Origin of the sequence: Aneurinibacillus uraniidurans (genome assembly GCF_028471905.1) — a bacterium.
In the GTDB taxonomy this organism is placed as follows: Bacteria; Bacillota; Bacilli; order Aneurinibacillales; family Aneurinibacillaceae; genus Aneurinibacillus; species Aneurinibacillus uraniidurans.
The window spans coordinates 1,770,045-1,789,016 of the sequence record NZ_CP116902.1; the positions used below are offsets into that span (position 1 = coordinate 1,770,045).

General features: G+C 44.1%; 18 protein-coding genes and 1 pseudogene. 12 read left to right on the forward strand and 7 right to left on the reverse strand.

What is annotated here, in order from left to right; genetic code table 11:
- Positions 1 to 103 precede the first annotated feature (103 nt).
- A complete protein-coding gene (locus tag PO771_RS08890; RefSeq protein ID WP_272562912.1) occupies positions 104 to 1,549 on the forward strand; it encodes an amino acid permease in 1,446 nt (481 codons plus the stop codon).
- 338 nt (positions 1,550 to 1,887) lie between these two features.
- A complete protein-coding gene (locus PO771_RS08895) occupies positions 1,888 to 3,273 on the forward strand; it encodes an amino acid permease (protein WP_272562913.1) in 1,386 nt (461 codons plus the stop codon).
- A gap of 74 nt (positions 3,274 to 3,347) precedes the next feature.
- On the opposite strand, the gene PO771_RS08900 is transcribed toward PO771_RS08895, so the two are convergent.
- Both PO771_RS08900 and PO771_RS08905 read right to left on the reverse strand, forming a co-directional pair.
- Positions 3,348 to 4,739, reverse strand: coding sequence for an alpha/beta hydrolase (locus tag PO771_RS08900; RefSeq protein ID WP_272562914.1), 1,392 nt, complete (start codon positions 4,737 to 4,739; stop codon positions 3,348 to 3,350).
- 190 nt (positions 4,740 to 4,929) lie between these two features.
- Positions 4,930 to 5,622: a DUF2711 family protein gene (locus PO771_RS08905; RefSeq protein WP_272562916.1), complete on the reverse strand. Its 693-nt coding sequence runs from the start codon at positions 5,620 to 5,622 to the stop codon at positions 4,930 to 4,932.
- A 200-nt stretch (positions 5,623 to 5,822) separates the two neighbouring features.
- Between PO771_RS08905 and PO771_RS08910 the strand changes: the two are divergent.
- Both PO771_RS08910 and PO771_RS08915 read left to right on the forward strand, forming a co-directional pair.
- Positions 5,823 to 6,853 (forward strand): annotated as a pseudogene (locus PO771_RS08910) (IS1595 family transposase).
- 56 nt (positions 6,854 to 6,909) lie between these two features.
- The gene (locus tag PO771_RS08915; protein ID WP_272562917.1) at positions 6,910 to 7,479 is read left to right on the forward strand and encodes a dihydrofolate reductase family protein; all 570 of its coding nucleotides are present in this window, start codon (positions 6,910 to 6,912) and stop codon (positions 7,477 to 7,479) included.
- Between the two features lie 454 nt (positions 7,480 to 7,933).
- On the opposite strand, the gene PO771_RS08920 is transcribed toward PO771_RS08915, so the two are convergent.
- A complete protein-coding gene (locus tag PO771_RS08920; RefSeq protein WP_272562918.1) occupies positions 7,934 to 8,107 on the reverse strand; it encodes a hypothetical protein in 174 nt (57 codons plus the stop codon).
- Between the two features lie 308 nt (positions 8,108 to 8,415).
- Here PO771_RS08920 and PO771_RS08925 point away from each other — a divergent pair, with 308 nt between their 5' ends.
- Positions 8,416 to 9,021, forward strand: a complete 606-nt coding sequence (locus PO771_RS08925; protein WP_272562919.1) for a helical membrane plugin domain-containing protein — start codon at positions 8,416 to 8,418, stop codon at positions 9,019 to 9,021.
- Positions 9,022 to 9,072: 51 nt separating this feature from the next.
- Here the strand turns inward: PO771_RS08925 and PO771_RS08930 are convergent, their stop codons facing one another.
- On the reverse strand, positions 9,073 to 9,399 hold the full coding sequence (locus PO771_RS08930) for a hypothetical protein (RefSeq protein ID WP_272562920.1): 327 nt from the start codon (positions 9,397 to 9,399) through the stop codon (positions 9,073 to 9,075).
- A 104-nt stretch (positions 9,400 to 9,503) separates the two neighbouring features.
- On the opposite strand from PO771_RS08930, the gene PO771_RS08935 reads away from it, so the two are divergent.
- The 7 genes from PO771_RS08935 to PO771_RS08965 all read left to right on the forward strand — a co-directional run bounded on the left by PO771_RS08935 (position 9,504) and on the right by PO771_RS08965 (position 16,810).
- Positions 9,504 to 11,486: a XylR N-terminal domain-containing protein gene (locus PO771_RS08935; protein ID WP_272562921.1), complete on the forward strand. Its 1,983-nt coding sequence runs from the start codon at positions 9,504 to 9,506 to the stop codon at positions 11,484 to 11,486.
- A gap of 963 nt (positions 11,487 to 12,449) precedes the next feature.
- Positions 12,450 to 13,502 (forward strand): ferritin family protein, encoded by a 1,053-nt coding sequence (locus tag PO771_RS08940; protein ID WP_272562922.1) that lies wholly within the window; start codon positions 12,450 to 12,452, stop codon positions 13,500 to 13,502.
- Positions 13,503 to 13,518: 16 nt separating this feature from the next.
- Positions 13,519 to 13,815, forward strand: a complete 297-nt coding sequence (locus PO771_RS08945; protein ID WP_272562923.1) for an MmoB/DmpM family protein — start codon at positions 13,519 to 13,521, stop codon at positions 13,813 to 13,815.
- A gap of 12 nt (positions 13,816 to 13,827) precedes the next feature.
- The gene (locus tag PO771_RS08950) at positions 13,828 to 15,327 is read left to right on the forward strand and encodes a YHS domain-containing protein (protein WP_272562924.1); all 1,500 of its coding nucleotides are present in this window, start codon (positions 13,828 to 13,830) and stop codon (positions 15,325 to 15,327) included.
- 14 nt (positions 15,328 to 15,341) lie between these two features.
- Positions 15,342 to 15,566, forward strand: a complete 225-nt coding sequence (locus tag PO771_RS08955) for a phenol hydroxylase subunit P4 (RefSeq protein ID WP_272562925.1) — start codon at positions 15,342 to 15,344, stop codon at positions 15,564 to 15,566.
- A gap of 17 nt (positions 15,567 to 15,583) precedes the next feature.
- Positions 15,584 to 16,495, forward strand: coding sequence for a catechol 2,3-dioxygenase (locus tag PO771_RS08960; protein WP_272562926.1), 912 nt, complete (start codon positions 15,584 to 15,586; stop codon positions 16,493 to 16,495).
- 30 nt (positions 16,496 to 16,525) lie between these two features.
- A complete protein-coding gene (locus PO771_RS08965; protein WP_272562927.1) occupies positions 16,526 to 16,810 on the forward strand; it encodes a 2Fe-2S iron-sulfur cluster-binding protein in 285 nt (94 codons plus the stop codon).
- A gap of 299 nt (positions 16,811 to 17,109) precedes the next feature.
- Here the strand turns inward: PO771_RS08965 and PO771_RS08970 are convergent, their stop codons facing one another.
- From PO771_RS08970 to PO771_RS08980, 3 genes are all read right to left on the reverse strand, one after another.
- Positions 17,110 to 17,922, reverse strand: coding sequence for a metallophosphoesterase (locus PO771_RS08970; protein WP_272562928.1), 813 nt, complete (start codon positions 17,920 to 17,922; stop codon positions 17,110 to 17,112).
- Between the two features lie 21 nt (positions 17,923 to 17,943).
- Positions 17,944 to 18,120: a hypothetical protein gene (locus PO771_RS08975; RefSeq protein ID WP_272562929.1), complete on the reverse strand. Its 177-nt coding sequence runs from the start codon at positions 18,118 to 18,120 to the stop codon at positions 17,944 to 17,946.
- A gap of 321 nt (positions 18,121 to 18,441) precedes the next feature.
- Positions 18,442 to 18,876: a GlcG/HbpS family heme-binding protein gene (locus PO771_RS08980; protein ID WP_272562930.1), complete on the reverse strand. Its 435-nt coding sequence runs from the start codon at positions 18,874 to 18,876 to the stop codon at positions 18,442 to 18,444.
- Positions 18,877 to 18,972 lie beyond the last annotated feature (96 nt).

The window sequence follows — 18,972 nt, forward strand, 5'->3', positions numbered from 1 at the left end:
ATGCGGGGAATAACGGATGCCGTAGGATATTTTCCTGCGGTATTTTTTATATCTCGTCCTTCTCGGCACATGGTAAACAATAGAGACACAAAAGGTGGGGTGCATGATGCAAGAAAGTGGACAACAGAAAGAAGGCTTGCGCCGGGGACTAAAAGCGCGTCACATGACGATGATCTCACTTGGTGGATCAATCGGAACCGGTCTGTTCCTAGCGAGTGGTGGGGCGATTCATAGTGCTGGGCCAGGGGGAGCGCTTGCTGCGTATATCGCAATTGGAATCATGGTATATTTCCTGATGACAAGCCTTGGAGAGATGGCGGCTTTTATGCCGGTATCTGGCTCGTTTAGCACGTACGCGACAAAGTTTGTGGACCCGGCACTTGGCTTTGCGCTTGGGTGGAACTACTGGTATAACTGGGCTATTACGATTGCGGCCGAGCTGTCAGCGGCTACGCTGATCGTGAAATTCTGGCTTCCGGAAACGTCATCTTTGATGTGGAGTGCGTTATTTCTTCTTCTTATGTTTGGCTTTAACTACTTATCGGTTAAAGGGTATGGGGAATCTGAATACTGGTTTGCCATTATTAAAGTCATAACGGTTATTGTCTTTATTATTATTGGTCTTCTGATGATTGTCGGAATTATCGGTGGAGAAGCGGTTGGGTTCCGCAATCTTACCATTGGCAATGCACCGTTTAACGGGGGCTTTATGGCGATGCTTGGCGTATTCATGGCCGCAGGTTTCTCGTTCCAGGGTACAGAGTTGTTAGGGATTGCAGCCGGTGAGAGCGAGGAGCCGGAGAAAAATGTACCGCTGGCGATTCGTCAAGTGTTCTGGCGTATTTTGCTGTTTTATGTATTTGCGATTATTGTCATTGGTTTATTGATTCCATACACAACAGAGAGTCTGGCAAGTGATAGTGTTATGACTAGTCCATTTACGCTCGTATTTGAGAAAGCGGGCCTGGCATTTGCTGCGTCTGTAATGAATGCTGTTATCTTGTCATCTGTGCTATCAGCAGGTAACTCCGGGATGTATGCGTCAACCCGGATGCTATGGGTGCTGGCGAAGGAAGGAAAAGCACCGAAGTTTCTGGCAAAGCTGGACAGTCGTGGCGTCCCGGTTGCGGCGCTGTGCGTAACAGCTGCTATTGGGATCGTGGCGTTCTTTGCCTCCCTGTTTGGCGATGGGGTTGTATATGTATGGCTGTTGAATGCGTCCGGTATGTCTGGTTTTATTGCCTGGCTGGGTATTGCGATTAGTCATTATCGCTTCCGTCGTGCCTATATTGCGCAGGGCAGGAATCTGGCAGATTTGCCGTACCGGGCAAAATGGTTCCCGTTTGGACCGCTGTTTGCTTTTGTGATTTGTATGATTGTGATCATCGGTCAAAACTATGGAGCGGTGCTAGGCGATAAAATTGACTGGAACGGCATTATTGTAGCCTACATTGGGATTCCGTTGTTCCTTGCTCTGTGGTTTGGGTACAAACGGAAATATCGTACTAAAGTTGTTCCGCTTAAAGAGTGTGATTTTGAACGTGAATAAATAAAAAATAAGGGGGAGCCCTCTCCATCATTCGTAGGATGATGGAGAGGGCTCCTTTTTGCTTTGTGTATTATATTCGTAATTTTTCTGTAAAAACGATGCAAAAATGCATTTGTAGATGTTTGTCCGCATTGTAGTATCGGATAGACTTTTCAGTGTTTTACGCTTTCATGTAAAAAAATGTACATGTCATTTTGCATTTTTATATTCTAAATTACATTGTAAATACATTGTTTTTATTATAAAAATAATTTGGCAAACAAATTGCAAGAAGATTATAATGTTTAGAAAATAGACAAAACAGAAAAAAAGCAATTCGATTAGATTGGAGTGGTGGTATGGCACAGCAAAATGGACTGCATGGAGGATTGAAAGCGCGTCACCTGAAAATGATTTCACTTGGTGGCGTTATTGGGGCAGGACTTTTCGTAGGAAGTGGAGCGGTTATCGGTTCGACCGGACCGGGGGCAATTGTATCGTATTCCCTGGCTGGCCTGATTGTTATTCTCGTTATGCGTATGCTAGGTGAGATGGCAACAGTTAAACAAGACAGCGGTTCTTTCGCAGCGTATGCACGTGATATGCTTGGACCGTGGGCTGGATTTACAATTGGTTGGTTGTACTGGTTTTTCTGGGTGATTGTTATTGCGATTGAGGCTATTGCCGGAGCGGCGATTGTTCATCAGTGGATTCCATCCATTCCGGTATGGGCGTTGAGTTTGATTCTCACAACTTTGTTAACGCTCACAAACTTATATTCGGTAAAATCATTTGGTGAATTTGAATACTGGTTCTCTTTAATTAAAGTAGTAACAATTGTTGTGTTCCTTGCAGTTGGTGCAGTTATTATCGCAGGTTTCTTCCCAGGAATCGAAGCACCGGGGATGAAAAACTTGACGCAAAACGGTGGTTTTATGCCGTTCGGTATTCAATCGATTCTTCTTGGTATCGTTATTGTTATTTTCTCTTTCTTTGGAACAGAGATTGCAGCGATCGCAGCAGGTGAGTCCGATAATCCTGAAAAAGGTGTTATGACGGCTATTAATAGTGTAGTATGGCGAATTCTTATGTTCTTTATCGGTTCCGTTGCGATTCTAGTAACACTTCTTCCGTGGAATTCAGCGAACTTATTGAAAAGCCCGTTTGTTACGGTGTTTGACATGATCGGTATCCCGGCAGCTGCACAAATTATGAATGTTGTTGTACTGACATCTGTTCTGTCTTGCTTGAATTCAGCGCTGTACACAAACTCTCGTATGTTGTATGCGCTCGCACAAAAAGGTGATGCACCGAAGTCTTTATTGAAGGTAAGCGCACGAGGAATTCCGGCTCGTGCTGTATGGGCAAGTACAGCGTTTGCATTTTTGGTTTCGTTCTTTAACTTTGTATCGCCGGACAAGCTGTTCCTGTTCCTTGTAAACGCATCCGGTGCGATTGCGCTGCTTGTTTACATTGTTATTGCATTCTCGCACATTAGTTTCCGTAAGCAGATGGAACGTGAAAATCCGAGCGGTTTGAAAATTAAAATGTGGCTCTTCCCGTATCTGTCTTATGCAACGATTGTTGTTCTGTTTGGCATTTTGATTTCAATGGCATTCATTGAATCGATGCGTTCACAGTTTTATCTTACGATGCTCATTACAGGTTGTACATTAGTGTATTACTTCTTCTTTCATCGTAAAAAAGCACAGGCTGCTGATAAAGCTGCATCTGCGAAAATCTAGCTAAGACTAAAGAAGTTACTAAAAGAGGCTGACTCTCTTGCTATTTCATAGTGAGGAGACAGCCTCTTCTTTGTTTAATACGGTTCTATTTCTTGTCCGGTTTTTATGTCTCGTACATGTGTCCGTATCTGAGGGGTACCAATCGTGCCGCTTGCAGGTGGTTCCACCCCTTGTTCGATCCATTCCACCAGCAGATCAAATGCTTGATGTGCATAGGGGAGCAGGGGCTGAAGCTCGTCGTTCACATCAATTCCCGGCGCCTGTACAAGACCGTCAATATGGTTCCCTTTTTCGATGAGATACATCCGATGCTGCTCGCTTTTTCCTGCCTTGCGAACAAGTTCGGCGTATGGCACAGCGTGAATGGATGGGAAGATCAAGGTATCAAGTGATCCGGTCAAACTGATTAATGGAGCATGCAATTTGCCCGTATTTTCAATGCGCTGTACTTGATTTCGTACACTGGCTGGACGGGTAAAATAATCATAGTCGGCAAAGATAGCATCGTGCGTCCGATCGCGTGTTAGGCCATTTAGTCGTAAATAATCCGACCAGTGCAAACGATGCGGGGCGTGAGGATCAAATACATCCCGGTATATGTTCAGTGTGATAAACCAATAGTAGTCGTCATGAAACGGCCAGAGCATGTCTGAATGATGCGGCACTCCCGCTTGATAAAGTGCGGCTTGTGCCGCTTTTTGTGTTTCTCCTGTTGCAAAAATAGCATGTGTAGCGTGATTGATGACCGTGCTCAGCGAAGAGATCAAATTCGGTTCATCAGCCCGCCAAAGTACACCTTCCCAGTCAACACCCCCGTCAAAGAGCGCAGGTTCCCCGGTTTGCTCCGGGTGGTCATGTTCTAATGCGTAGCGCACGACGTAGCCTCCATTTGAGAGGCCAATCGCGTATGTGGGAATGCGGGTACGACGAGATTTCGTATCATTTGTGCACAAATAATGCTGGGCTGCTTTCGTTATCTCTCGAAAGCGCAGATGCCATTCCGCCAGGCCGTTGTCGCTTGTTATGAGTGCGTTTTTGGCGGAAGCGAATGGGTCGAGGGGATCGGGAGTCCCCGGCGTGCCTTTATCGGTTGCGGCGAATGCATAGCCTTTTTCTAGTACATAATCGCTGAATAATAGGTCGGTTGATGTTTCCCCGCGTGTTGCTGGTATGCCTGCCACCACGAGTTTTCCATTCCAGTCATCGGGAATGCGAATGACAAAATGTGCATTTGCAAATCGACCATTTATCTGGGTACCTGTTATCGCTGCCGGTCGGTACATATGATGCCACCCTGTTTTTTGGGTTGCATCTCCCCATAGGTGAGGGGTAAGTCCGAGGTTGCCGTTTACAATCGCTGCGTTGTATTGGAGGGGATTCCGTGTCGTGAGCCAGCCAGTGTTCTGTCCGTCAAATACAGTTACTTGTACGTCCTCGGCGCCTGGGATAAGTGTGTATTCGCTCATATTTTCCTCCCTGTATAAATAACTCACTTTCACTGAAATTCTGGGTTGTTATCTACCGTTTCTCTAAATGATTAGGATATTCCTTTTTTATAGACCCTGCTAAACATTCGGGTTGATAATTTGAGCAAAAGAAAAAGGACCAAGCTCTGGTCCTGTTGTGTGTCTTATTGAACTAAAGATTCCCGGTAGCTTAATAAATTCCTCTTGAAAGATACCAATTAATATAAGTTTCATTATTACAAATTATAGCTTCCCAATTCCTTGACTGAACAATCTGAGTTATGTTTTCATCTTTGGTAAAAAATAATGTGAAAAAGGAGTCGTACACACTCATAAAAGCAAACTTCATGTTTTCATCCATCAAAATTAATTCTTTATCTGTTAATTCACTTATTTCTAAAAGGGTTATATTATCTATTTCCAAAATCCCACTTTTATCGAAAATTGGTTCGGAGAAGAAAAATTTATTAGCACCGTTTGAACCGAGAACTTTCAGCAATCCACTAATCAAGAACACTGACGTAGAATCTTCAGTCGGGTAATAGAGGTCTGTTTTGAAATTCAGATTTAATTTATCAGCTAAATCTGTCCTAGCATATTCTTGCCTTAATGCACCAATAGATGTTTTTAGTGCTAGTGCAAGCTCTTCGTGTGTTTTTAAACCACTATCTTTCAGTACCTGTTCCCAAGATACTGGTTCTCCCAAATTTAATATCTCTTCATTACTTGGATATATAGGCTCACATTCGTTTTTCTGCTTCGATTGCGCCCAACCCAAAGGCATTTGAACGAAAGGGTGGAGCAAAATTGCTGCTGTTTTAAAACCTTGTGGTAATTGTTTTAAAATAGAGGACTTATCATTAAGCCATATATAATTCAACATATAAACCACCCCTTTGAAAAAGTATATCAAAAGAATGGCTCATTGCGTTAAACTGCTCGTTAATTGAATAAGAAAATCAATAACAAACGATAACAGAGCCTTTTTATAAAGGCTCTGTTAAAGGTAAATGTTGATATTTGTTACCTATCCGAATTCTTGATATAATCAACGCAAGAACAAATGTTCGAGTGGTTATCAAGGTGAGCAAAGCGTTTAGCAACTTGTTAAAGTATATTGACAAATTACCACATATACAAAAAGAACAAGTTTACCAATGGGCTAAACGCTATGTTGAGCCTTCTTCCTCTGCTGGTGGTAGATTAATCAATGAATTGAGAGAAACTCGATTCAAGGATGGATTTGAGTGTCCCCATTGTTCATCAGAACACGTTGTTCGGTTTGGAAAATATAATGGTCGAAAACGGTATCGCTGTAAATGCTGTGTCAAAACCTTCACTGACACAACGAATAACGTCTTGTACCCGTACAAGAAAAGGCAACGAATGGATTACATTTGTTGATTGTATGTTCAAAGGATATTCCCTGCGAAAATCTGCTGAAATCGTAGGAGTTACTTGGGTTACGCTTTTTTATTGGAGGCACAAACTGCTAAATGCCCTAAAACAAATAGATTTTGAGCATTTTGATGGTATCGTTGAAATTGACGAGACCTATTTCCTGTATTCTCAAAAAGGTCAACGGGGCATTACTGAACGAAAACCAAGAAAACGTGGTGGAAAGTCCAAACATAGAGGCATAAGTCACGAACAGGTCTGTGTTCTGGTTGCCAGAGACCGAACCAAGGCAACCGTCTCAAAAGTTGCTTGTATGGGGCGTATTGTAAAATTAAAAGTTGATACTTTAATTGGTTCTAAACTTTCCAACGAAAACGTGCTTGTCACAGATGCTTGGAGAGCCTATAAAACCTATGCAAAAGAAAAGGGTTTAGAGCATTTTTAAATTAAATCAGACAGTGGCAAACACGTTACAAAGGGTTTGTATCACATCCAAAATGTTAAACGGTCTCCATTCTCGCTTGAAACAATGGATAGACCGCTTTAAAGGCGTGGCTACAAAGTATCTTGATAATTACCTTGCTTGGTTTTTATTTGTCGATAGTCGTAGTAATGAAAGCACGAAACAGCACATTAAAGAATTTCTACTAACTTCTTTTGTATTTGAAATGAAAGATACATATAATAGTCTACGTTTATCTAAATTCGTTGTGTAATCCTTATTCAATGGGACAGAAGAATCAAAATCTGAATGATAAAAGGATGGGAAATTATGACAAATAACGTGAAACAGAGAAGAATAATTTTAGATTTAGCAGTTACTTTAGATGGTTTTATTGAAGGGAAAAATGGAGAAGTTGATTGGTGCATTATGGACCCTGATATGGGGTTCACTGATTTCTTAAATCATATTGATACTATTTTATATGGTAGAAAAAGCTACGATTTATGGGGACAATATATTCCGAAAAATGAAGACTCTGATACCGAAAAGGAAATTTGGAAATTGGTTCATAGTAAAAAGAAATATGTTTTTTCCAGAACACAAAAAGAGACTGGTAATCAAGCAATATTTATAAATGATAATATTCTTGAAGAAGTAAATAAATTGAAGAAAAAGTCTGGTAAAGACATCTGGCTATATGGTGGAGCAAGTCTCATTACAACTTTTATAAATTTGGGGCTTGTTGATGAATTTAGATTATCTATTCACCCTGTTGTTTTGGGAGAAGGAAAACCGTTGTTTATTGATTTAAAACAGAGGATAAATTTAAAAATGGTTAATACAAGAACATTCTCCTCTGGCGTTGTGCAAATAAACTATCATTGGAATGGTAACTAAAAATATCTTTCACTCCAAAGATATATTGTAATAAATATTATTAAGGTAATACTCGACAGTGGTTCCCCCTTAATATTATGGAATTATCAACATTAAATTTTAACAGAGCCTTTATAAAAAACAACCGTGGCTTTCCAACTGAAACTCCTGCATGAAAATGGAAGGAGGAGACGGCGAGAGTTTTTGTAAATCGAAACGTTGTGCGGGGAGTGGGAGAAGGGGGGAGCAAGAGAGTGCTTGTATGCGTCTACTCAGTGGAGGGAGAACGGCGAACGAGCCTTTGCCCGCAACTCTTCAGTGAACGGGCATCACAGGCTTTTCTTTGCGGGCCAGCTCGCCGGGCTCCTCCCTTCTCCCACTCCCTTACCACCAAACGTTGTCAATATCACAAAAAAAGCTGTCCCGTCCACCATGTTCTGGCTTTTGGGACAGCTTTGTCTATAGATCGGTCTTATTACGCTCGTTCTTTACGACGCGAGCGGACAAAATATTGGACGACAGCTAACACGACTGTCCAGACGGCTGTCGCTTCAATCGTAACAAGCAGCCAGTGTGTGGTGCCAAGCAATAAATACAGGGCAGCGTGTGCGACGAAAATGATCGCAACCCAGATTAATAAGTTCATCATTTCCACCTTCCTGATGGGGAGTTACTTTGTAGTGTAAACAAACAGCCGGAAGAGTATACATACGGATGTTGAGCAGACAATAGAAAAGGGTGCTGAACTTGCGGCTGTGCCTGAGAATGCATGGTGGATGTGTAACCTGTCTTTTTTAATGTTTAGGTAAAAAGTAAGCACACTTTTTCACAAAGATGTCGTGACTTTGTTGGCTATCGGGAGTAAAATGATAAGGGAGTGTAATTTGTAATATATACATTATTCTAATATATGTGGAACCAATGTATGAGAATTGCTGGTAGAAAGGAAGAGAACAAATGGAAGCTGAAACAAAACAACAAGACGTACAGGCAGTCCCACAGTGGATGGAAGAACTGGAAAAGCCGGAAGTGCAGCAGGCACTTAGCATGCTTGTTCAAAAACTGCCACAAATTAGCAACGCAGTAGCAAAAGCTGAGCAGGGCATTGATCTAGCTGCTGCTTTTGCAAGCGATACAGAATCGCTTAATTATCTCGCAGATCGGGCGAGCAGTGTTTCGAAGTTCGCCTTGAATAAAGAGAATCTTGAAGCGCTTAGCACGCTCATGGAGAGCCTGCCGCGTCTGGCGAAAATGGTTGGAGCACTTGACCGTCTGTACACAACACTTGAGCCAGTTCTTACTGATAAGGACATTCTGGTTGACATGGCAAGTATGGTTCAGGTGGTAGCAGCACCGGTGACAGAACGCGTTCGAGAAGGTGTATCGATGGCGAAAGAAGGCATGTCCATGGTACAAGAAGCAAAAGAACGTGCTTCTCGTAACCATGATACGCTGTCGATCTTTGGTGTTCTAAGAATGCTGAAAGAACCAGCTGTTCAGGAAGGCCTGAAATTCGCGCAAGCACTGTTTGCTGTAATGGCTGAGCGCAAAGTATTGAAATAGTACGAATCAGAAAAGAGCCGATTCCCAGTAAGGGAAATATCGGCTCTTTTTTTATACAGCAAGTGCAGCCTGATTAAAATAATCAAGGCGTTTTTGGAGGAGCTTACGCTGAAAATCATCAATGACAAGCCATTCAAAATCAGCAAAAGCCCAAATAAACGTATCAATGTCATTTGCTTCCCGGCGATCCAGTGCAATAAATTCACGATTGTCACGCTGTTTCCAGTACACTTCTAGCATGGTACCGCTTGCACCAAGCTCGTACAAAGTAGCGACAATTTCTTTTGTTTCATACAGAGGAAACACCTTCTCAGCCTGCTGAAGTAGCCCTTCTCGTACGAGGGAACTAAAAAATTCATTCATTTCGATACGTTCCATGTGTAAGATCATCTCCTTGCATAATAAATTACAAAAGATTATAGTCAGAATATATACAATAAGTCAAATATTATAATAGTTAAAAGGTGAAGGGGAGCAAACAGATGACAAGTAGGGAGCGGATGGACACAACGAAAGCGAATGAATTATCACTGCGAAACTTGCTTCGTTTCTATCCCAAGCAGGGCGAAATTTTCTTGAAAGATCGCCGGATGGTCATCTCGAGTGCCGATGCATGGGGTGTGCTGCGTCATGATTTGATCGCTGCGCTCGGTACGGAGCGGGCAAAGCGATTTTTACTCCGATATGGCTGGCACTGTGGGCGCAATGATGCCCGCAATTTGAAGGAAATGTTTGAGTGGGAGAGTGACATTGAATGGCTTTTGGCCGGGCCACAGATGCACACTATTTCAGGGAACGTATTCTCGCGTGCGACACGTGTCGAGGTAAATCGCGAGCAAGGCACCTTTTATTTGGAGGGCACCTGGGAAAATTCGTACGAGGCTGAGCAGCATTTGCTGCACTTTCCGAAGCATCATGAATCGGTATGTTATATGCTATCTGGGTATGCAGGCGGATATTCGACAGAATATTTCGGAAAAAAAGTGGTGTACAAGGAAGTGGAATGTGTCGGGAAAGGGGATACAACCTGTCGCTTCATTGGGAAAACGGTGGAAGAGTGGGGTGACGAGATTCTAGAGGAGTTGGCTGATTACGAGGATGAGAATTTGGCAGATGAACTCGATCTGGCCTATCAGCGCATCGAAAAGCAGCAGCATATCATGAGCATCGGGATGAGACTTAGTCAAAAACTGACACAAGTTGTACTGCAAGGGAAGGGACTGAGTACGATTGCTCAGGTGCTGGGGGAAAGTCTTTCGTGTTCCGTTGTCGTAGAAAGTCCTGAATTCGAAACGATTGCTAGTTATGGTCGAGTGCCGCATGGGGCGGTTCGGGCGCTGCGATGTGGAGAAATCGGGAGCGAAAGTGAGCGGACTGTGATCAAGAAGCTATTTGATGAGCAGCAAACGGTACAAGTGGACATGCCCGCTGGAGGCGGATTGTACGCCCATAAACGTGTGATTGCGCCGATTCTGGTAAAAAGCCAGGTGCGCGGCTTTATTTCTTTACTGAAGGAAGAAGGTAGCTTCGGTCAGATCGAGCTGATGTCATTGGAGCGAGCTGCTAGTGTATGTGCCCTGCAAAAGTTAAACGAGCAAACGGTCATTGAAACCGAGCAGCGAATTAAAGGCGAATTGTTAGCGGAGCTTTTAAACAAGGACGCGGATATGTCGGTAATCATGAAGCGATTTCAGTATCTTGGTTATCAAGCCGATACTCCGCATTATGTATTCGTGTTTCAGATGGATTCCTGTGAAAAAGAAGGTACGTATGAAAACATCGCGTATATGGAGCGGCGTCCCCAACTCATTGATTTTCTGTCGGGTAAGCTGGAGCGGGCCGGATATCGGGCGCTCGTTTCTACCCAGTTGAATCGCGTATATGGACTTATTCCGGTGGCGTATATCGAACAACAAAAATTAAGCGTCGAAGCGTATGGAACGTATCTGCTTACCCAGTTGAATGAGCTGATGGATAGTAAGGATGTTGTCCTTGGAATTAGTAACGTATGCTACACGTTATCCGTGTTTGCACGTGGGTATCAGGAGGCGATTCAGGCGATTGAGATTGCCCGTCTCAAAAAACAAACGTGTCCGGTCGTACGCTTCGCAGAACTGGGACATTTGACATTGCTGCTTAATGCTCGTCATCCAGAAGAACTGGAAGCGTTTGCGTACGAGAAGCTCGGAATGCTGCACACGTATGACGAGAAAAATGAAAGCGAATTAGTAAAAACACTGTATTACTACATTGAGAATGAATGCAACCTGCACAAAACAGCCAGGGTCATGAATGTATCGATTAGCGGTATGCGGTATCGGCTCCGTCGGATTCAGGAACTAACAGGTACAGATCTAACGGTTTCCTGTAATCGATTTGAAACGCAGCTAGCGCTTGAAATTATGCTGGTTCTTGGCAAAATTTCACTCAATCCGGTTGTGCCGACTTCCGTATCTAATTCGTAATGTATCATGTAAAAGAGGTTGTCTCAAAAGCTGTAACACAGCGATTGAGGCAGCCTCTTTCTTTTCTTGGGGGATGGTTTCTCCAAGGTGTGGTGGAGGAGTCGGGATCGGGTGGGACCTCGTCACTTCGGTACGCTTGCTATGAAGTAGAGGCTGTCCGCTCCAGGTGCCCGACGAACTCGCCCACAAAAGATGACAGTGATGTATATGCATCGAAGTATTGTGGGCAAAAGCCCGTTCGTCTGTCCCCTTCCGCTGGGGAGTCACGTACAGGCGTTCCGTTGCCCCACCCGATCCCGCTCCTAGCACACTTTGGGTAAACACCATCAAGCAAGATCAAGAAGCTGAGCTTTGCTATGCAGGTAAAAAAATTAAAAAAGTCGTCTTTCTAAAAGCCAGTAGCTACCGAGCAAATCCATTCTGGCGTCGCATGTTTTTTTGTAAACCGAAACGTTGTGCGGGGAGTGGGAGAAGGGAGGAGCACAAGCGCCTGTACGTGCCTCCCCAGCGGAGGGAGAACGACGAACGGGCCTTTGCCCGCAACCCTTCAGTGAAAGAGCATCTGGGCTTTTCTTTGCGGGCGAGTTCGTCGGGCTCCCGGAGCGGACAGCTACTACTTCTCTGTAAACGTACCGAAGCGAACGGCTCCTCCCTTCTCCCACACCCTCTCACCACACGTTATCGATTCTATAACAAAAAGCTGTCCCGTCCGCCATGTCCTGGGGCTTTTGGGACAGCCTGCTTGTTGTTTAGAACCGAATCGTACCAAGTGAATCGGTTCGATTTGTACGAATCGGTTGCGATGATTTGGACACCACGTAAAATAATTTAGAACATTTTGAGTTATATGAAAACATTGAGAAATATTTTATCCTGTATCATAGTACAGCGAGTTGTATACGGCTTTTTTATATAACATTGAAAGCGTATACGTACTTGTATTTTCTGCAAGGGGGGATATGAATGACGTATCAATTTCAACCAGGCTCAGAAATGATTAAGCCGCTGCGCCAGACGTACAAATATATGTCGGGGCTTAAGGTGAAGCGGCCAACCACATATGACGAGGCTACATATAATCTGCAGCCGTATGAGAATTTTCACTATCGTCCGATCTGGAATCCGGACATTCAAATTTATGATGAGAACATTACAAAGCTTGTCTGCACAGACTGGGAACAGTTCCGCGATCCGGCACGCTTGTATTATGCAACGTACTGCTACGATCGTGCTGAATTACAGACACGGATCAAAGGACAGTTCAATGCATGTGAACGACTCGGCGTATTTCGCACGATGGATGATTCGTTTGTTCGTACAGTAAGTGAGTTCTTCCCGGTATTGCGCCATCTGTTCTTCGGTGAATCGGTTGTATACATGTATGTAGGCCGGTTCTCCGTTGGTACTGCAATTGAACAGTGTGCGACGTATCAATCATTTGATTTGCTTGGCTCGGCTCAGTTGATTACAAAAATCTGTGCGGAGCTGGAAAGCAGGAATCCGGCGATTCTGTCGGCCGGCAAGCAGAAGTGGCTAGAAGATGAGAAGTTCCAACCATTGCGTGCCTTGACTGAAAAACTGATGGTGACATGGGATTGGGGCGAAGCTGTTGTTGCGGTTAATTTGCTGCTGAACCTGATTGTCTATCCACTTTTCTTTGAGGAAATGTCCGAGAGTGCGCTGGAAAATGGCGGCGCAGGGTATGCGATGTTCAGTGAGTTTTTCTGGCATATGTTTGACTACGAGCGCAACTGGGCTGCTGCGTTGATGAAAATGTTGATCGCAGATACGCCAGCGAACCAGGCTGTGATTCAGTCATTTGTCGATGAATGGCTGCCGCAAGTGATCGCAGCGATAAAACCGATATTGCCGATATTTGCGATGCCTGGACAAGCGAAGGATGGGGAAGTTGTCCTGCAAAACGTACTGGATAAACATGTGCGCCCGGTACTGGAAACAGAATTGGGACTGATTATGCCGCCGTTGTCTGGTGAATTGCATGTGACAGAGGTATAGAAGGGAAGGGATATGGATGACAGTGGCAGGAGAGCGTAGTCGGTATGTTGGCGTTGATCTGACGAACGGACATGTAACAGATGCAGTGATCGAATCAGTCGAGCAGGACAATCCAAGCGCAAAAATCACCCGGTTTCCAGGGTATGCGAAGGTCGAGGCGATTGAGAAGCTTGTGATTAATCGCGAGACCGTAGAAGAAGCGCTTGGAGAAGAATGGAATACAGAAGATTTGCAGCTGATTGTAACGTCGTATTACGGATTTATTGGCGAATGGGACGACGATCAAATTATTATTCAATGGGACAACGTGTAAGGGGGGAGAAATATGAGTAAAAAGAAAAAGCGTGGATTGAAAGAAGAATACAATCTGTTCACTCGCGATCTGGATTGGGAACCAGGCTATGTATCCTGGGATGAGATGTATCCATATGCCAAGATGGAAGGTATCAAAATTCATGATTGGTCGCGCTGGGAAGATCCGTTCCGTGTAACAATCGAGAACTATGTTCGCATTCAGGCAGAAAAGGAGCGGAAATTCCAGGCAATTCGCGAAAACATTGACCTGATGCAAAGCCAGCTTGATATTAGTGATGCCCGCTGGCTGGAAGCGATGAAATTGTTTATGGGTGCTGCTGCACCGTCTGAATACAATGCACACCGCCTGTTCCAATTCGTGGCTCGTCATGTGCCAAGCCCGGCGATTCGCTTCGCGGCTCTGACGCAATCGGTTGACGAACTGCGCCACGTGCAGGATCAAGTGCTGATGTTTAATAATTACAATAAATACTACCAGGGATTCCACAGCTGGCGTCAGATTGCAAGTCGTCATTGGCTGATGTCCGTACCGAAGTCATTCTTTGAAGATGCCCTGACTGCCGGGCCGTTTGAAGCGCTGGCTGCGATTTCATTTGGATTCGAAGTTGTGTTCACGAATATTTTATTCGTTACAGTTGGTTCGATGGCGGTGAAAAATAGCGACCATACGTATACCGGGGTTGGCTTTACCTCACAGTCTGACGAGTCCCGCCATATGACGCTTGGCATGATGGCTATCCGCGCGATGCTTGAGGAAGACCCGGATAATGTGCCGATCGTGCAGCGCTGGCTTGATAAGTGGTACTGGCGTGCCTATAAAGGATTTGCGGTTGTGCCGTACATGCTCGATTATATCGCGCCACGCAAGCTGATGTCATGGAAAGAAGCGTTTGAGATGTACATTGAGGATCAGGTGTTTAACGGTCTGTTTAAAGATCTGGAGCCGTACGGCATTCGCCTGCCGCTTCATGCTAAGGACAGCATTAAGGAGAAAGATCATTTGACCCATCAGGTTGCGCTGTTGCTGCATCGTCTGCCGCACGTAACGTTCTTCCACCCGTTTGCGCCAAATGAGCAGGATAAAGCATTTCTTGCTGAAAAGTATGGCAGTACATGGACGGATTTATGGGCGAAGAAGTGGGAGCAGCAGACTGACCCGAATCACGATCATATTTATCCGGGTCTGCCACAGCTGTGCCAGACGTGTCAAATTCCGATGATTTTCAGCGAGCCGGATAACCCGGAAGAGACATGTTTCCGTCACTCGGTGCATGAAGGGGAAACGTATCACTTCTGTTCGGATGGATGTAAATGGATTTTTGATCAGGAACCAGACAAATACAAGCAGGCATGGCTGCCGGTGCATGAAATCCTTCAGGGGAACTGTGGACCAGCAGAAAAGCTGCCGGAGTACTGGGGCCTTGAACCGGAAGACACTGGCGATTACTATGAGTCTCTTAACTATAAAAACTTTACAAAATGGAAGGAAATGCGTGCCCAAAGCATATAAGGAGGGGAGAGGACATGATATTTGTTTATTTGTTCGAACATGGGAATCCACCTGCACTATGTCTGCCGGTTGATCCGGCTGCGACCTGGGCGGAATTCAAGGAAGTGATTCGTCAGATGTATAAGCGTGATCCGGATGCTGCGCAGTTAACATACTTTGACGACCCGTTCACACCGGATGATAGCAAGACGCTCACAGAACTTGGCATTGCTCATAAGGGGCTGCTTAAAATTAAATAAAACGAGGAGGAAGTCGTATGGCAATTATGCGTCTCGGTCGCGTACAAATTCGTGTACCAAATTGGGAGAAGTCAATCTTTTATTATAAAAATGTACTCGGATTAATTGAAACCGCTCGCGATGACAATCATGTGTATTTAAAAGCATGGGATGAGCACGATCACCATAGTGTAATTCTGCAAAAAGCAGATACGGCAGGCTTAGACCACTTAGCGTTCAAGTGTGAATTTGCCCAGGACCTTGATCTATACGAGCAGAAGCTAAGCGACTACGGCATTGCTGTGCAGCGAGTTCCGAAAGGCACGCGTATCGCAGAAGGCGAAGCGATTCGCTTCCAGCTTCCAACGGAACATTGGGTGGAACTCTATCATGAAATTGAAGTGGTAGGCAACGGGATGTCGCTTGTGAATCCAGATCCGTGGCCGGACCATCTGGTTGGAATCGCACCGCCACGCCTCGATCACCTGCTGGTGACAGGCGATGATATTGAAGGAGTAAGCCGCTTATTTATGGATGTGTTTGATTTCAAAATGAGCGAGCAGCTTGTGGACCATAGTGGAGAGGGACAGCTGGCAACGTGGCTGTTCAAAACGAATACGGCGCATGACATCGCATTTGTGAAAGGACCAAATGGACGTCTGCATCACATCGCTTTCTGGCTGGATGAATGGGTCGAACTGCGTAAAGCGGCAGATATCATGGCGAAAAACGATGTAGCGATTGATATCGGGCCGACTCGCCATGGCATTACGCGGGGGACGACGATCTACTTCTTTGATCCGTCTGGTAACCGCAATGAAGTGTTCTGCGGCGGTTATATCACGTATCCGGATTCTCCAACGATTACATGGACGGAAGATACGATTGGCAAAGCGATTTTCTATTTCGAGCGCGAGCTGAATGATCGGTTCATGAATGTAAATTCGTAGACTTCACGATAGAACAGGAGCAGAAGCGTAATGGCATATGATATTGTAATTGAACCGCTTGGTGTGACGGTTGCCTGTGAAGAAGAACAGACGATTATGGATGCCCTCGTGTCCAATGGGGTAAAAGTAAAAAGTTTATGCCGTACAGGCCGATGTGGCATGTGCAAATCGCACATTCATGAAGGGGAAGTGGACTACGGAGAAGCAAACCCTCATACGCTGTTTGAGTCAGAGCGGGAAGAAGGAAAAGTGCTGCTCTGTACAGCCACACCGCTGAGCGACCTAGTTATTGAAATTGAAGATAGTGTTTTATAGTGGATGAATAAATAAGTAATAAAAACACCTGTATCTCTTTATAAACAAAGAAATACAGGTGTTTGCTGTGGAAATGGATGGGGAGAGGAAAGATGAAAGGGGGAGAAAACATAAGACCTCTTCCTGCCTAGCTGCCGCTGCCAGACCATATGCATCATTAACTTCAACAATCGGTTCAAAAGCGTTATAGACTACTTTTTTTCATTCATTTTCTACCAATGTTTTAATTTTTCATCGAGTGATTCTAATACTTCCAATAATTCTTTACCGTTCACAACAGGAAGCCATGATTCCCTATGTTAGATCGAGATTGTTTTGATTTTTACATCCGGATTATCACGTGGATATCCGATAGCGTTATTCACAAAACGGCATCCATTTTTGATATAGTCAAAATGGTCATGAATGTGACCAAAACACCAAACCTTTCCCTGTAATTGATCCATCCACTTGCTTCCATCAAAGAAATAAAAACTGGGGGTTAATCCTTGAACATATTTAGAGTTAGGTGACAGCATAGACCAATCTCCGCCTACATGCGTTATGATTACTTCGCTGTCGTTAATTATGTTGCTGAGTTTAGCAGATTCCTCAATAAAATCAGGTAATCCTCTAATCAGCCCAGCATCATTCATTTCTTTTTTCCAAAGACGAACCAATTCTTCTTCTGTTTTATCATGCCCAAGCATACCGTATGAAAAATCGTACCACATGCCCGTCCCACCAAAGGTAATACCCTTTAAGGTGATAACATCTCCTTCAAGGATATATACACCTTCAATCTGCCCTGCAATTTCTTTCATCTCATTCCATCGCTTTGAAGAATTACGCCCGTATTTCTTTTCTTGTTGTCCCGAAACAAGATATAAATCATGATTACCACGAACAATGAGAATGTACTCGTAATACCGCTTGAAACTATTCAACATCAACTCATTTTGGCGATTGTAATGTCCCATGTCTCCTGCAATTACAAGTATCATAGAATGGTCTGGATGGATAATTGAATCAATAAACCCATCTGTCTTTTGTTTCATTTTGATCGGATTAGAATCGAACTTTACCCAAAAATCCACATGTAAGTCAGAAGCCAGATCAAAACGCCTATTCATTCTATCTCCTCCTACTCATACTCATACAGCCAACCCTTCATACTCCTCGTTTTCACAAAAAATTTCATGAAAGTATTCATGGAGAGAACCAGAGAGAATAGAGCCGGTGTGTATAAAACCAGAGAGGTCTTTTTCGATCAAAATTCCGTTTTTATAAATAACCGCAATAGGCTTCAATCCGATAATGTTAAAACTCATTCCAGCGACTCCATCCAATAAAACGCACAATGACCAAGCGATTCCTTCTAGCTGTTCTTTCGTGTAATGAGCTACTTGAAGGCAGTAATCAATAAATTGGCTAAGATGCTGCTCGATAGCTGTGTGTGTTTCTTCTGAAACAACATATCCAGAAGAAGATGTAAAGGAACAGAGAACAGCAAAGCGACCAATTACCTCATGTTCGATCTAGGGACAGGAAAAGGCGCTCGCCTTTTCCTACATTGAAGTCATACTCGTTTTTTCTCTCTTGTTTTCTTCCCTCTTACCACTTCAGTTTGACGAAGTAACGAACTCTCATTTTCATGCTGGGGCTTGTGTTTCCACGAATTCTAGAGCAGCTAGACAGCATGCCATATCCTGTTCCGTACTTCCCCCGCTGACCCCGATCGCACCGATGAGATCGCCCTCTACGGTAATCGGATAGCCACCGCCAAATGTAACGAGCCGTGGTGTGTGGACGATGCCTTCGCGTAGCGCAGGTTCTTCCCTAATCAATGGATGCCATTCATGAGTTGGAAGACCGAAAGCAGCCCCTGTGTAAGCTTTATTGATCGCAATCTCAATGCTTAGAAGAGGGGCACCATCCATGCGGGAAAAATGGACCAGATGGCCGCTTTCATCCACGATGGCGATATTGACTTGTATGCCTAACTCGTTTGCTTTTCTAACAGAACGCTCTACCATATAGGCAGCCAGTTCACTCGTGATTGATTTTTTTATCCGGTACTGGTTCATCATCATCACCCTTTTTTATTAATGTATAAATTTTCTGAATAATTACAGAGGATATTGTAATTTATCCCCTATTCAGATGTCAATGTACGATAATAA

Excerpts from the sequence above, each read along its gene's own strand:
- PO771_RS08890 (WP_272562912.1), top strand. The coding sequence starts at position 104 with ATGATGCAAGAAAGTGGACAACAGAAAGAAGGCTTGCGCCGGGGACTA.
- PO771_RS08895 (WP_272562913.1), top strand. The coding sequence starts at position 1,888 with ATGGCACAGCAAAATGGACTGCATGGAGGATTGAAAGCGCGTCACCTG.
- PO771_RS08900 (WP_272562914.1), bottom strand. The coding sequence starts at position 4,739 with ATGAGCGAATACACACTTATCCCAGGCGCCGAGGACGTACAAGTAACT.
- PO771_RS08905 (WP_272562916.1), bottom strand. The coding sequence starts at position 5,622 with ATGTTGAATTATATATGGCTTAATGATAAGTCCTCTATTTTAAAACAA.
- PO771_RS08915 (WP_272562917.1), top strand. The coding sequence starts at position 6,910 with ATGACAAATAACGTGAAACAGAGAAGAATAATTTTAGATTTAGCAGTT.
- PO771_RS08920 (WP_272562918.1), bottom strand. The coding sequence starts at position 8,107 with ATGATGAACTTATTAATCTGGGTTGCGATCATTTTCGTCGCACACGCT.
- PO771_RS08925 (WP_272562919.1), top strand. The coding sequence starts at position 8,416 with ATGGAAGCTGAAACAAAACAACAAGACGTACAGGCAGTCCCACAGTGG.
- PO771_RS08930 (WP_272562920.1), bottom strand. The coding sequence starts at position 9,399 with ATGGAACGTATCGAAATGAATGAATTTTTTAGTTCCCTCGTACGAGAA.
- PO771_RS08935 (WP_272562921.1), top strand. The coding sequence starts at position 9,504 with ATGACAAGTAGGGAGCGGATGGACACAACGAAAGCGAATGAATTATCA.
- PO771_RS08940 (WP_272562922.1), top strand. The coding sequence starts at position 12,450 with ATGACGTATCAATTTCAACCAGGCTCAGAAATGATTAAGCCGCTGCGC.
- PO771_RS08945 (WP_272562923.1), top strand. The coding sequence starts at position 13,519 with ATGACAGTGGCAGGAGAGCGTAGTCGGTATGTTGGCGTTGATCTGACG.
- PO771_RS08950 (WP_272562924.1), top strand. The coding sequence starts at position 13,828 with ATGAGTAAAAAGAAAAAGCGTGGATTGAAAGAAGAATACAATCTGTTC.
- PO771_RS08955 (WP_272562925.1), top strand. The coding sequence starts at position 15,342 with ATGATATTTGTTTATTTGTTCGAACATGGGAATCCACCTGCACTATGT.
- PO771_RS08960 (WP_272562926.1), top strand. The coding sequence starts at position 15,584 with ATGGCAATTATGCGTCTCGGTCGCGTACAAATTCGTGTACCAAATTGG.
- PO771_RS08965 (WP_272562927.1), top strand. The coding sequence starts at position 16,526 with ATGGCATATGATATTGTAATTGAACCGCTTGGTGTGACGGTTGCCTGT.
- PO771_RS08970 (WP_272562928.1), bottom strand. The coding sequence starts at position 17,922 with ATGAATAGGCGTTTTGATCTGGCTTCTGACTTACATGTGGATTTTTGG.
- PO771_RS08975 (WP_272562929.1), bottom strand. The coding sequence starts at position 18,120 with ATGAGTTTTAACATTATCGGATTGAAGCCTATTGCGGTTATTTATAAA.
- PO771_RS08980 (WP_272562930.1), bottom strand. The coding sequence starts at position 18,876 with ATGAACCAGTACCGGATAAAAAAATCAATCACGAGTGAACTGGCTGCC.